Source organism: Pseudomonas sp. G5(2012) (assembly GCF_000408945.1).
Lineage (GTDB): Bacteria > Pseudomonadota > Gammaproteobacteria > Pseudomonadales > Pseudomonadaceae > Aquipseudomonas > Aquipseudomonas umsongensis.
Genome location: NZ_APIO01000191.1, coordinates 1 through 13,620, shown reverse-complemented (window position 1 = coordinate 13,620; position 13,620 = coordinate 1). Strand labels below are relative to the sequence as shown.

11 protein-coding genes and 1 pseudogene are annotated in these 13,620 nt (G+C 63.6%); 1 reads left to right on the top strand and 11 read right to left on the bottom strand.

Features of this window, described 5'->3' with window-relative positions:
• Nucleotides 1-117: 117 nt before the first annotated feature.
• The 10 genes from PG5_RS32255 to PG5_RS32210 form a co-directional block, all read right to left on the bottom strand.
• Nucleotides 118-1,500 (bottom strand): DUF1329 domain-containing protein, encoded by a 1,383-nt coding sequence (locus tag PG5_RS32255; protein WP_020801281.1) that lies wholly within the window; start codon nt 1,498-1,500, stop codon nt 118-120.
• A 92-nt stretch (nt 1,501-1,592) separates the two neighbouring features.
• Nucleotides 1,593-3,275: a class I adenylate-forming enzyme family protein gene (locus tag PG5_RS32250; protein ID WP_020801280.1), complete on the bottom strand. Its 1,683-nt coding sequence runs from the start codon at nt 3,273-3,275 to the stop codon at nt 1,593-1,595.
• A 645-nt stretch (nt 3,276-3,920) separates the two neighbouring features.
• Complete coding sequence (locus tag PG5_RS32245) at nt 3,921-5,063, bottom strand: acyl-CoA dehydrogenase family protein (protein WP_020801279.1); 1,143 nt, start codon at nt 5,061-5,063, stop codon at nt 3,921-3,923.
• On the bottom strand, nt 5,060-6,265 hold the full coding sequence (locus PG5_RS32240) for an acyl-CoA dehydrogenase family protein (protein WP_020801278.1): 1,206 nt from the start codon (nt 6,263-6,265) through the stop codon (nt 5,060-5,062). Before PG5_RS32240 ends, PG5_RS32245 begins: the two co-directional genes overlap by 4 nt.
• A 65-nt stretch (nt 6,266-6,330) precedes the next feature.
• Nucleotides 6,331-7,500: an acyl-CoA dehydrogenase family protein gene (locus tag PG5_RS32235; RefSeq protein WP_020801277.1), complete on the bottom strand. Its 1,170-nt coding sequence runs from the start codon at nt 7,498-7,500 to the stop codon at nt 6,331-6,333.
• Nucleotides 7,501-7,510: 10 nt separating this feature from the next.
• Nucleotides 7,511-8,689 (bottom strand): lipid-transfer protein, encoded by a 1,179-nt coding sequence (locus PG5_RS32230; protein WP_020801276.1) that lies wholly within the window; start codon nt 8,687-8,689, stop codon nt 7,511-7,513.
• 17 nt (nt 8,690-8,706) lie between these two features.
• Complete coding sequence (locus tag PG5_RS32225) at nt 8,707-9,126, bottom strand: MaoC family dehydratase (protein WP_020801275.1); 420 nt, start codon at nt 9,124-9,126, stop codon at nt 8,707-8,709.
• A complete protein-coding gene (locus PG5_RS32220; protein WP_020801274.1) occupies nt 9,098-10,231 on the bottom strand; it encodes an acyl-CoA dehydrogenase family protein in 1,134 nt (377 codons plus the stop codon). The genes PG5_RS32225 and PG5_RS32220 overlap by 29 nt, the downstream gene beginning before the upstream one ends.
• An 8-nt stretch (nt 10,232-10,239) precedes the next feature.
• A complete protein-coding gene (locus PG5_RS32215; protein WP_020801273.1) occupies nt 10,240-11,208 on the bottom strand; it encodes a bifunctional MaoC family dehydratase N-terminal/OB-fold nucleic acid binding domain-containing protein in 969 nt (322 codons plus the stop codon).
• A 56-nt stretch (nt 11,209-11,264) separates the two neighbouring features.
• Nucleotides 11,265-12,050, bottom strand: coding sequence for an SDR family oxidoreductase (locus PG5_RS32210; protein WP_020801272.1), 786 nt, complete (start codon nt 12,048-12,050; stop codon nt 11,265-11,267).
• A 142-nt stretch (nt 12,051-12,192) separates the two neighbouring features.
• Here PG5_RS32210 and PG5_RS32205 point away from each other — a divergent pair, with 142 nt between their 5' ends.
• Complete coding sequence (locus tag PG5_RS32205; protein ID WP_020801271.1) at nt 12,193-12,978, top strand: enoyl-CoA hydratase; 786 nt, start codon at nt 12,193-12,195, stop codon at nt 12,976-12,978.
• Between the two features lie 190 nt (nt 12,979-13,168).
• Here the strand turns inward: PG5_RS32205 and PG5_RS35510 are convergent.
• Nucleotides 13,169-13,314: pseudogene (locus tag PG5_RS35510) on the bottom strand (DUF6124 family protein); the annotation flags it as partial.
• Nucleotides 13,315-13,620: the final 306 nt, after the last annotated feature.

Below are 13,620 nucleotides of genomic sequence, written 5' to 3'. Positions count from 1 at the left end.
GAACGCGGAGCGTCCCTGGCGGCATTCCCACGCAGAGCGTGGGAACGATCAGTCAGCGGGCAAAAAAAAGCCCTACCGCAATGCGATAGGGCTTTTGTCATTGCAACGACCCAGGGCTCAGCGCCCGATGGCTCGCGCCGCGTCCGCGGTGTACTGGTCCGGGGTGAACTTGCCTTCGTTGAGGATCGGGCCTTTCTTCGATTCGTTGGTCATGCCGTAGCCGGTGTACTGGCCGGAGTTCAGGTCCATGAAGAACTGCGAACCGGCCTGCCAGCCGCTCATGTCAGGGTGGTAGTAGTAGTTGATCATGGCGTGCTTCCACAGCTGCCCACGGGCATCGTAGTTGTCGGCCATGACGGCGTTCCAGGTATCTTCATCGATGAACAGCACACGCTTGCCGTAGACATGACGGAAGCCTTCCTTCAAGTTGGCTTCCACCACCCATACACGGCGCAACTCGTAACGCATGAAGTCCGGGTTGGGATGGTTCGGTGTAAGGATGTCGGCGTACTTGACCGTCCCGGTATTAGGCTTGAATGCGTTGGCCGGGCTGTAGATCTCGCGCTTGCCGATCAGCTTCCAGGAGAAGCGCTCCGGTGAACCGTTGAACAAGCGGTCCTCGTCGACGGTCATGGTGCCGTTGGTGCCGATCATCGGTTGATCGTAACCATAACCCGGCAGTTGCCGTACGCGTCGGGTCGATGGGCTGTAGGACCAGGCCTGACGCGCATCGGTGCCATAGTTGTAGGGTTCATGGGCAATACTGAGGTTACCGTTGTCCCGGGCCGGTTTCAGGGTCATGTTGTTACTTAGGGCCGAGAGCTTGTCTTCCGTGCGGGAATCGACGGTGGGTGAGTTGGCCAACGACAGGTTACGCGCGTAGGCACGCCCCCAGCCAATGTTGCCGTTGGGCAGGACCGACGCCAGGTCGGAGGTCTTTTCCTCCGTGTAGGCACGGGCTGGCAGTTGGTGGTTCCACAACACTTCCACGCCGCTTTTAGGGATCGGGAACGGCACCTGGCCAATCCCGGTGAACCCGTCGCCGTTGTTGACCAGCTTGGCGTGCAACGCGTTGTCCATCGCGCGGCGGCAGACATAATCGGGGTAGCGGAAATCCCGGTGGCCTGGATAAATATTCATCTTGTAGGTGGTCGGGTATTTCTTCAGCAGGGTCTTCTGCCCTTCCGTCAGGCGCGACTCGTACTGGCTCATGTTCTGCGCAGTGATCACCAGGATCGGCTTTTCCGCGGCATAAGGATCTACCGGCTGGTCGCCGGAGTACTTCACATGATTCCAGCCTGGCACTTCACCCAGGTACTTGCCGGTGTACGGCGGAATGGTGCCCTCGGCGTTGCCTGCTTGCTCGGCGCCGACACAGGTCAGTTCCTTGCCCAGTTTGGCGGCTTCCTGAGGTGACACCTCGGCGTGCGCAGAACCCATCAGCCCGCTATTGGCTGTGACTGCGACCGCGAGCATGAGACCTGTTCTTGTTATTTTCATGTAATGCCTCCTTCGCTGATAAGGCTTTGTGGTGTGTACCCATTGTTCGTGTTCTGCCGGCCCCAACATCGTCCGGAAAGACTAAGGCGGCGTTATGCGTCCAGTTTTTCTTGCAGCTGTGCCTTGAGCACCTTGCCGGTGGCATTGCGGGGCAAGGGTTCGAGTACCCGATAGACCTGTGTCGGCACTTTGTAGGCAGCCAGGCGCTCGGCAATGAATGCGCAGATCTGCGCCGCTTGGGGCAGCGTCGATGCCTGGCCATGCACGGCCAGCCCCACCGTCTCCCCCAGCAGCGGGTCGGCGATGGCGAATGCAGCCGCTTCCAGGACACCGGGCATATCGAGGACGCAGGTTTCAACTTCAGCGGCGGAGATCTTTTCGCCACCGCGGTTGATCAACTCCTTGACCCGGCCGGTAATGCTGAGGAAACCCTCATCGTCGAGGTAACCGATGTCGCCGGTATCGAGCCAACCGTCGCGCAGGCTTTGCGCAGTGGCCTCGGGCAGGTTCCAGTAGGCGCTCATCAAGGTTGGCGAACGCAACCAGATCACCCCGCGAGTGCCCGTCGGCTGCGGCTGCTCGGGGCTTTCACCGATGCGGATGTCGACAATCGGCAATGCCCAACCTGCTGTCGCCGGCTTGTAGACAAACGGATCACCACCAATCGCCGCGCCGATGCCGTTGCTTTCGGTCAGGCCGTAGCCGGCTCCGCCGATGACGTCGGGCTTGATCTTGAGCATGTCGTCGAGCACGTTGGCGGACGATGCGCCGCCGCCCAGGCCCAGACCGAACAGGCTGGCGGTCTGCTCACTGCCAAAGCGCGGCGAGGCGAGCAATTGCTGCATCATCACCGGGGCACCGTTGAACTGGGTGCAGCGCTCGTCGCGAATCAGGTCGATCGCGCGTTCGACATCCCACTTGTACATCAGCATCAAGCGTCGACCGCCGCGCAATGCCGACAAAAACTGCGCATGCAAGCCGCTGACATGGAACAGCGGAACAGCCGCCAGCGTGGTGGGTGGATAACCGCTGTTGATCACCACACCGACACGCTCGGGCGAACTCATGGCGCAAAACGCGCCCTGGAAATCCAGGGCAAACAGCGCCTGGCAGATTGCCCGGTGACTGGACACGACGCCCTTGGCGCGGCTGGTGGTGCCAGAGGTGTAGAGGATCAGCGCTGGTGCGCCAGGATCTATTTCCAGCGTTGGTACAGGTTGTGCAGGGGCGCTGATCAAGTCCTCGAAACGCAGGCAGTACTCGGGCAAGGCAGGATCCTCAGCCCCGACGACGATCGTGGCGCGCTGCTCGCGGGCCAGGTCTTCACGCAGGGTATTGAGGCGCGCTTCGTCGCACAGCAGCAGGCGCGAACCGCTGTCCTGCAACGCGTATTGCAACTCGTCGCGCAAGCCCCAACTGTTGAGCGGCACACACACCGCGCCGCAGCGCTGGATCGCCGCGAAGGCCACCAGCCATGCCGGCTGGTTGCGCATGGCAATCGCTATCCGATCGCCCGGCTGCACACCAAAATTGGCAACCATCTGCCCGGCCAGGCGGTCGACCTGGTCGAAGTATTGGTTGAAGGTCAGGCGTTGCGATTGCCACATCAGAAATTCGCGATCGCCGTGGACTCGACCGGCGTCGATGACTTGCAGCAGGTCGTGGGGGGCGTGACGGAAGTAGCGTGGAGCGCCGTCATCGGGCGTCACCACTTCAAAGGGCGAGCCGGGGGCGATCAGTTGGCGCCACGCGGTTTGCCAGAGTTCGATGCTCATTTTTGTTTTCTCCAGAACGGGCGAAGGACCTGTGGGCGCGGCTCGGCATTCAACATCTTCATCGCCTGACACTCCGATATCGCGGGCAAGCCCGCTCCCACAGGGGTGTTGTGTGGTGTGCAGGTGTCGTGTACACCCGCGATCCCTTGTGGGAGCGGGCTTGCCCGCGAAGGGGCCGGCGCATTCAACATCCTCATTGCCTGACACTCCGCCTTCGCGAGCAGGCTCGCTCCCACAGGGGGTGTTGTGTCGTGTACAGGTGTGGGGTACACCCGCGATCCTTGTGGGAGCGGGCTTGCCCGCGAAGGGGCCGGCACGTTCAACATCCTCATTGCCTGGTACTCCGCCTTCGCGAGCAGGCTCGCTCCCACAGGGGTGTTGTGTGGTGTGCAGGTGTCGTGTACACCCGCGATCCTTGTGGGAGCGAGCCTGCTCGCGAAGGGGCCGGCGCATTCAACATCCTCATTGCCTGGTACTGCGCCGTCGCGAGCAGGTTCGCTCCCACAGGGGTTTTGTGTGGTGTACAGGTGTCGGGTACACCCGCAATCCTTGTGGGAGCGAGCCTGCTCGCGAAGGGGCCGGCACATGCAACATCCTCATTGCCTGGTACTGCGCCGTCGCGAGCAGGTTCGCTCCCACAGGGGTTTACGCGTTGGTCGAATAGCGTTCGCAATGGAAATCCCGGTCACCCAGGCAGCTCTGCGCAACGCGCACGCGCTTGAGGTACAGGCCGACATCCAGCTCGTCGGTGACGCCGATGCCGCCGTGCATCTGTACCGCTTCGTTGGCGACCTTGATCGCCGTGTCACCGGCCTTCCATTTCGCCAGGCTGACCAGTCGAGCGCGGGCCCGAGGGTCGAGGCCGGTGTCATCCAGGGTCGCCAGCGCGGCCATCAGGGCGCTGCGGCTCAGCGCCAAGTCGATGTACATCTTCGCGGCGCGATGTTGCAGGACCTGGAAGGTGCCAATCTGCGTGTCGAACTGCACACGGGTCTTGAGGTACTCCAAGGTGGTTTCGAACAGCTGCTCCGCCATCCCCAACAGTTCCGCCGCGAGGCAGGCGCGGCCCCGGTCCAGTGCTGTTTCCAGCACGGCCCAGCCCTCGCCCAGGTTGCCCAGCAGCGCGTCACTGCCCAATTGCACCTGATCCAGTTGCAGGCGTGCGTGGTTGCGCGAATCGATTTGCGGCAAGGCGCTGACCGTCAAGCCCGGCGTACCGGCCGGCACCAGGAACAGGCTGATGCCTTGCGTCTCACCCGGCTGCCCGGACGTGCGTGCCGCCACCGCGTAGGCATCGGCACCCAGGCCATCGACGACCCAGAACTTGTCGCCGTGCAAGCGATAGCCCTGCCCTTCGGCCTTGGCCTCAAGGGCAATGCGACTCGGATCGTGGCGCGAGTGTTCGTCCACGGCCAAGGCCAGGCGCTGATCGCCACCGATCAGCGCTGGCAACCACTGCGCCTTCTGCGCCGCATTACCCGCCAGTTGCACCAGCGAGCCGCCCAGCACCACGCTGGACAACAGCGGCGTGGCAGACAGGTTGCGGCCCATGGATTCGAAAATCGGCCCAAGGCCCTTGCAACCGAAATCCAGGCCACCGAACTCTTCGGGAAACGCAATTGCGCTCCAGCCCAACTCTACCGCGTCACGCCACAGCTGCGGCTCGAAACCCAGGGCCACCGCCTCATCCCGCAACCGACGCTGGGCACTCACCGGACTGCGGGCAGCGAGAAAGTCCCGGGCGCTGTCGGCCAGCAAACGCTGGTCATCGTTGTAACGCAGGCTCATGGGGTGACTCCTTTTTTAGCGTCGGGCAAGCCCAGCACGCGCTTGGCGATGACGTTGAGTTGGACCTCCGAGGACCCGCCGGAAATGGTCAGCGCATAACTGTTCAACCAGGAACGGGTGACCGCCAGTTGCTGCTCGCTGAACGCCGGACTATTCCAGCCGAAGGCGTGCCCGGCCATGGCATCGAGTAGCACTTCGAACTTGTCGCGCTCCTGTTCAGTGTGCGTAAGCTTCATGATCGACATCAGGCCGCCGATGTCATCGCCGGCCCGTGCTTCCTCACCCATGCGCTGCACCGTCAGGTTGTAGGCATGTTCATTCATCGCGCAGGCCGTCGCCCGCGCCTGCAAGGCATGCTCGCCCTGGGTCTGTGGTGCCGGCACGTATTGGCGCATCAGCGCCAGCAGGTCGACGTGCGACGGCAAGCTGAACTCGCCGAATTTCGACATCGCCTTGCGTTCGTGCTGCAACAGGTACTTGGCCAGGTTCCAGCCGCCATTGAGCGGTCCGATCAACTGGCTCTTGGGCACCTTGACGCTGTCGAAGAACACCTGGCAGAACGCCGACTTGCCGCTGATCAAATCGATCGGTTGCGGCTTGACCCCGGGGCTGCGCATGTCCAGCACGATCAGGCTGATGCCTTCGTGTTTCGGCACGTTGAAGTCGGTGCGCACCAGGGCATACATCCAGTCGGATTTGTCGCCGTAGGAGGTCCAGATCTTGCTGCCGTCCACCACGAAGTGGTCACCGGCATCGCGGGCGGCCATTTTCAGGCTGGCGAGGTCAGAGCCGGCGTTAGGCTCGGAGAAGCCCTGGCACCAGCGCACTTCGCCACGGGCAATCGGCGGCAGCAGGTCGCGTTTCTGTTGCTCACTGCCATAGGCCAGCAATACCGGCCCGAGCATCCAGATGCCGAGGTTGATCTGCGGCGGCCGGCACTTGATACGGCGCATCTCGCTTTCCAGCACCGCCAGTTGTTCGTCGCTCAGGCCGGCGCCGCCATATTCCTCGGGCCACTCGGGGCAGAACCAGCGTTTGTCGCGCATGCGCTCGAACCACAGGCGTGCGTCTTCGCAGGGAAACTGCGGGTTCTGGCTGCCCCACACCACATCGCCTTCCGCCATGCCCGTGCGCATGGACGGCGGGCAGTTGGCCTCCAGCCAGGCACGGGTGTCCTGCCGAAATTGTTCGATCGTGCTCATGAAAGTCCCCTTGGACCCGCCCCGGGTCCGGGGCGAGTACGGTTTTTGTTGTTGATGGACGAGCGTCAGCGCAGGGTGCGCGGCATGCCGAGGCCAAACTGGGCGATCAGTTCGCGCTGGATTTCATTGGTGCCACCGCCGAAAGTCAGGGTCGTTGCAGAGCGCAATTCATACTCCAGGTCACCCTCCAACAGCGTCGCCGCCGAACCGCTGCGCATCGAACCATTGGCACCGACGATCGCCGCCAGCTTGCGCAGGATCTCGATGGCCGACTCCGAGCCAAACACCTTGGTGGTCGAACTCAGCGCGACGCTCATGCGGTCGAGCTCGAGATCGGCGGCTATGCGCATGTTGATCAGGCGCATCGCCTCCAGGCGCGCGTAACACTCGGCCAGCGAGCTGCGCACCCAGGCTTTGTCCATCGCCCGACGGCCCTGTTCATCGCGGGCCCGCGCCCACAGGTAAACCCGGCGAAACAGCGCCACGACTTTGTCCGACCAGGTACCCAGGCCGAGGCGCTCGTGGTTCAACTGCGAGGTGATGAGTTTCCAGCCACCGTGCAACTCACCGACCAGCATCTCGTTGGGCACCCGTACGTTGTCGTAGTAGGTGGCCGCCGTCGGAGTGCCAACGGTATGGATCAGCGTGTGGGAGAAGCCCGGTGTCGTGGTATCGACGATCAGCAGCGAGATGCCTTTGTGCCGCGCCTGGGTCGGATCGGTACGGGCCGCCAGCCAGACGAAATCAGCCGATTCGGCACCTGAGGTCCACAGCTTGTTGCCATTGACCAGGAAACCTTCATCGTCCTGACGGGCACTGGTTTTCAGCACGGCCAGGTCGCTGCCGGCGTCGGGTTCGGAATAACCGATGGCGAACATGATTTCGCCCGCGGCGATCCCTGGCAGAAAGCGCTCTTTCTGCAGCTCGCTGCCATGGGCCATCAAGGCCGGGCCGACGGTGCTGATGGTCACGAACGGCAGTGGCGCCCCGGCGATGTTGGCTTCTTCGAAGAAGATCAACTGTTCGGTGGCGGCATAGCCCTGGCCGCCATGGGCCTTGGGCCAGCCAACCGCGAGCCAGCCGTCGCGGCCCATCTGGCGGATGGTCTGGCGAAACAGCTCGCCGCCTTCCTTGCCGCGCAACTGCGCGCGCATGTCCGGGGTCATCAGGGCCTGGAAATAGTCCCGCACCTTGTGGCGCAGGGCATGTTGTTCGGGAGTGAGGTCGACGAACATCTGCTGCTCCTTAGGCTGTGCCGAGTATCAGGCCGCTGGTGGGTACGCCGGTGCCGGCGGTGACCAGCACGTTCTGCACATCCGCCACCTGGTTGACCGCCGTGCCACGCACCTGGCGTACCGCTTCGGCGATGCCGTTCATGCCGTGGATATAGGCCTCGCCCAATTGCCCGCCGTGGGTGTTGATCGGCAGTTTGCCGCCACGGGCGTGGTGCCCGGCGCGGATGAATTCCTTGGCTTCGCCGCGTTTGACGAAGCCGAACTCTTCCAGCTGCGGCAAAACGAACGGGGTGAAGTGGTCGTAGATCACCGCGGTCTGGAACGCGTCCGGGCCCAGGCCCGACTGGCGATACAGTTCGCGGGCGACCACGCCCATTTCCGGCAGCCCGGTGATGTCGTCGCGGTAGAACGAGGTCATGCTCTGCTGGCCATGGCTGATGCCTTGGGAGCCGGCCTTGATGGTCACCGGCTTCTGCCGCAGGTCGCGGGCACGCTCGGCCGAGGTGATGATCATCGCTACGGCGCCATCGGATTCCTGGCAGCAGTCGAGCAGGTGCAGCGGTTCGCAGATCCAGCGCGAGGCCTGGTGTTCTTCCAGGGTGATCGGCTTGCCATGGAAAAACGCCTGGGGGTTGGTCGCAGCGAAATCCCGCGCCGCCACCGCGACACGGCCAAAATCTTCGGAGGTGGCGCCATAGGTGTGCATGTAGCGCTGGGCGAACATCCCGACCCAGGCGGCTGGCGTATGGAAGCCGTGGGGCATGTACCAGCCGTAGTTGACGTTGTCGAAGGTCGGCGTCGAAGCGAAGCCGTAGGCACCGGTGCCGAAGCGATACCAGGAACGCTCGTTCATGGCCCGATACACCACCACCACTTTCGCCACGCCGGTGGCCACCGCCATCGCCGCGTGCATCACCGGCCCGCAGGCGGCGCCGCCGCCGTGGGGCACCTGGGAGAAGAACTTGACGTCCTTGCACCCCAGCAGACGGGCGATTTCGTACTCCGGGACCTTGTCCACCGAGTAGGAGCTGAAGCCCTCTACTTCGCTTGGGTCGATGCCGGCATCCTTAAGCGCACTCAAGGTGGCCTCCAGGGCCAGGCGCAATTCGGTGCGTCCGGAGTTCTTGGAAAATTCGGTCGCGCCGAGGCCAACGATCGCGGCGCGCCCGGAAATCGATGAATCAGTCATCTGTGTCTCTCCGGCTGTCAGGGCAGGACCAGCGCGACCGTGCCGGTCACGTGGTTGCCCATGGAATTTTTGCCGCTCAAGGTGATTTCCACCGCGCGGGTGTCGGCATCGAGCGCGCTGACGCTGCCGCTGAAGGTCATGCAATCACCGGGATAATTCGGCGCGCCAAGCTTGATTTTCAGCGCGGTGAATTGCGCCAGCGGCCCGGCCCATTGTTCGATGAAGCGCTGCACCAACCCGTTGGTGGTGAGGATGTTCATGAACACATGGGGCGAACCCAGGGCACGGGCCGCCTCAGCGTCGTGGTGACCGGGAAAGTAATCACGGGTGGCAATCGCCCCGCCGTTGATCAGGGTCACGGTAATCGGCACCGCGAGCTCCGGCAGTACTTCGCCGGGGCGCACGTCGTCAAAGCGCTTGGTGTTCTTCGAGGTCATATTTCCATCCCAGCTTGTCGTTATCGTTGAGCCAGTCGCCCAGGCGTTCCAGGTTGGCTGCCGAGCCACCCAGGGCAAGGGACAGGCCGCGACTCCAGTAGAGAAAACGGTGGATCGGGTACGTCAGGTCGACGCCGATACCGCCATGCACGTGTTGGGCGGTGTGGCCGATGCGGTGCCCCGCTTCACAGGCCAGCCAGGCGGTGGCCAGCGCTTCACTGGGCGCAGGCAAACCCGCATCGATGCGGTAGGCCAGCTGCCACAGCGCCGTGCGCAAGGCTTCGACGGCGATATGCGTGTCGGCCATGCTCATCTGCACCGCCTGGAAGCTACCGATGACCCGCTCGAACTGCCGACGCTCGCTGACATAGGCCACGGTGCGGCGGATCTGCTCTTCGCTGACCCCCAGTTGCAGGGCCGCCAATGCCGCCACGCTGCGCAGCTCCAGCCAGGCGACCGCCTCGGCCGGCAACAGCGCCGCCGCGTTCACGGTCAAGCCCTGGATGTGCAGGTCGGCCGCCGCTTCGCCGTGGGTCATCACTGCCGGCACCCGCTTTATCTCGGGCGCCGACAGATCGAGCAGCAGCAAACGTGGCTGCGCGTCGACGTCCACCAACACCAGCGCGGCCTGGGATTGCTCGCCCAATGCCAGGGCCGCGACCCGGCCGTTGACCGACCAGCCGTCGGCGCACGGACAGGCTTGCAACTCGATACCCAGCGCGCTGCTCAGGCCCTCCATGGACAGGCTCAACAGCGCCTCGCCGGTTGCTGCCCTCGCTACCCAGCCGGCACTGTCGCCAGCATCAAAACGGGCCAGGGTCGCGGCGGCCAATTGATGACGCCACAGCGGCACCTGGGCCAGGGCCTTGCCCTGGGCTTGCAGCACCAGCATCAGTTCGGTCATGCCCAGGCCGCTGCCACCGTGCTCTTCGGGAATGGCCAGGGCATGCAACCCGGTCTCGATGCACAGCGCCCACAGCGGCGCCATCATCGGCTCGCCGCTGGTATCCCACTGGCGCATATAGTCGTCATGGCAGTGGTCGACAAACAGGCCGTCGGCCATCTGCGCAATGGCGCGCTGGTCTTCGCTCAATTCGAAATCCATGGGGGCTCCTATGCCTCTACCGGCCGAAACATCGGCAGGGTCATCTGGTCATCGAAGGTCTGGAACTCGACCTGCAACGGCTGGCCGATCTGCAACTGGTCCCGCTCGACACCGACCAGGCCGGCGATCAGGCGCACGCCTTCGGCCAGCTCGATCAGGCCGATCGGGTTGGGGTAATCGAACGGCGGCACTTCGGGGTAGTGCATCACCACGAACGAATACAAGGTGGCGCGGCCGCTGGCCTGCACAGTGTCCCAGTCGAAGCTGTGGCACTGGATGCACACCGGTGCCGGTGGATGACGCAAGGTCTTGCACGCCGTGCAGCGCTGGATCAGCAACTGGCCCTGCTCGCAGCCCTCCCAGAAGAACCGCGTGTCATCGCTGATGCCCGGCAGCGGGCGCTTGGCCTTGGCCGGTGCTGACTCAACCTTTGCCGGCGCCTGGGCATTGGCCGCTCGGAACTTGAAGACGCGAAACAGCAACTCGCCGACCGGCTCATCGCCACCGGCTTTTTCGACGAAATGGCTCATCACCAGGGTGACGAAGAAACCAGTGCCCAAGGCGGTGGTTTTCTCATCGCCGACCGAATCCAGGCGCGTGGTGTAGTAGAGTTTTTCCCCCAAGCGCACCGGGCGGGTGAAGCTCAGTTCGGAGTTCACCGCCACGGTGGAGGCGTAGCCGTAGGCTTCCATTTCCTTGAGCACCTCGTAAGGGTTCTCGTCGGTGGAGCCAGGTGGGTAGTTGTTGGCGTGCAGGCCTTCCATGGTCCACACCTGCAACATCGCAGGCGGGGCGATCAGGCCCTCATGTGCGGTGCCCAAGGCGAAACCCGCGTCGGTGTACAACGGGTTGTCCACGCCCATGACTTCGCACCACTGGCGAATCATCGGGGCGTTGACCTCGTCCCAGGCATACACGCGGCCGTACTGGCGCCCCACCAGGGCGCGCACATTGGATAGCAATTGTGGATCAGCCAAAGTCGTCTCCTTCACATTGAAGGCGGCCACCGAACCCGGTCGCCGCAATAGGTCGATCAGGTGGGCAGCACCTGCGCGGCACCGAGAAATGCCGGGCGTTCACCACCGCCATGCAGCAACAGGTTGCAACCGCTGGCGTAACCAGCCAGCGGCGATGCGATGTAGAGGCAGGCGTTGGCGATGTCTTCGGCCACGGCCATGCGGCCCGCCGGAATGCCGGCAGCCACAGCGGCGATACCGGCCTCGGAGCCATAGTGCAGATGCGCCTGTTCGGTCAGCACCAGGCCCGGGCTGACCGTGACCACCCGCACCTTGGGCCCCCACTCCACCGCCAGCGATTGCACCAGCGCCAGCACCCCGGCCTTGGCCGCGCCGTAAGCGGCGGTGCCTGGCGAGGAGCGCAGTGCACTGATGCTGCCGATAAAGACGATGCAACCGCCCTGCGCCTGGGCCTGCATCAGCCGGTTGGCGTGCTGGGCGACGTTGAGCGGCGCGATCAGGTTCAGGCCGATGATGCTTTCATGAAACCGCGGCGATGCCGTGGCCGCGTCGGTGGCTGGGCTGCCACCGGCGTTGTTGACCACCACGTCGAGGCGGCCGAAGTCGCGCTCGATGGTGGCGAACAGGCGTTGCAGGGAATCGTGGTCGCGCACATCGGCGGCAATGAAGGTCGCGCGCTTGCCGCCCGATGTCGGCACCTGCTCGGGTTCGCGCCGGGCACAGACGATCACCCGTGCGTTCGCGGCCAGAAATCCCAGCGCGATACCGGCGCCGATGCCCTTGGTGCCACCGGTGACCAGCACCACCTTGCCGCTGTAATCAAGACCCGAATGCAGCTCCATCATGTGCTCCTTTTTCTACTGACAAGGATCACTCTAGGGACGAACCGCAGGGCAAACTACGTCTGAACGGACGATGAAAATTTAACGCCATGAACAGGACACTGGCGCCAATTCACACCTTGCCTGGTCCTCGAAGATGCCCATGTCCGACTCACCTGCTGCACCGGTTCTGCTCGAACACCCCCTGCCCGGCGTCGCCCTGCTGCGGCTCAACCGCCCCCAGGCGACCAACGCCTTGAGCCTGGAATTACAGGCACTGCTGTCGCGTCATTTCACTGAGTTGGCGATTGATCCCGAAGTGCGCTGCATCGTCCTGACCGGCGGTGACAAGGTGTTCGCTGCCGGCGGCGACATCAACAGCATGGCCGGGGTCGGCGCCATCGACATCTACAAGCGCCACACCGAACGGGTCTGGGGGCCGATCCAGCACTGCCCTAAACCTGTGATCGCAGCCGTCTGCGGCTACGCCTACGGCGGTGGTTGCGAACTGGCGATGCACGCCGACCTGATCGTCGCCGGGCGCAGCGCACGCTTCTGCCAACCGGAAATCCGCATCGGCATCATGCCCGGCATCGGCGGTACCCAACGTCTGGTCCGGGCCGTGGGCAAGGTCAAGGCGATGCGCATGGCGCTCACCGGCCAACCCATCAGCGCCGAGGAAGCCTGGGTGGCCGGGCTGGTCAGCGACCTGGTGGACGATGACCAGGTACAGGCCCACGCCCTAGAGCTGGCGCGCGTCATCGCGGCGATGCCGGCACTGGCCGCCGAGCAGATCAAGGAGGTGATCCTGGCTGGCATGGATGCGCCGCTGGAGGCTGGTTTGGCTTTGGAGCGCAAGGCTAATGCGCTGTTGTTTGCGTCACGGGATCAGAAGGAAGGCATGCAGGCGTTTATCGACAAGCGGCCGGCGCGGTTTGAGGGGTACTAGGTGCTCATTTATCGGACACAAAACCTGTGGGAGCGAGCCGGCCCCGGGCGGCGTTCCGACGAAGGGTCCAGCGAATTCAACATCGTTCAACTGACCCGCCGCCTTCGCGAGCAGGCTCGCTCCCACATTGGATTCTACAGGTTCTGCGTACCCCTGTAGGAGCTGCCGCAGGCTGCGATCTTTTGATCTTCTACTCCCGCGGGTCAATCCGATCCAGCGCCAGGTACACCGCCAACTCCCCTAGCATGTGGCTTGCGCCATCCCCACCAGGGCATTGCGACTCGACCCCTGCGCGCGATCCGCCAGATCCAGGGCCATGACATTGGCTGAAGCGACTAAACCCGATCACTGATGGGCAGTGACGCGAATCAAGTTACCGAGCGGCCCCAGGGTGCACAAGCCGGCGGACTCTGGAGTAACTGTAGGCAACGACGCAAGGTGTTGTGGCTTTCGGGAATGGCCTTCCTACGAAGGCTAGGACGTTCAGAAGCGTCCTACGCATCCATCAGAAACATCCTATTTCCACCTCGACCCGACTTCGTGAAGGCTTGCGAGGCTCGCGCGCGGATGCTCATAAAAATCCATTTGCCCGTGCGTGCGCCAGCCCTCTGAAGCTGACCACTTCGCTGCCTGCTCCCCTTT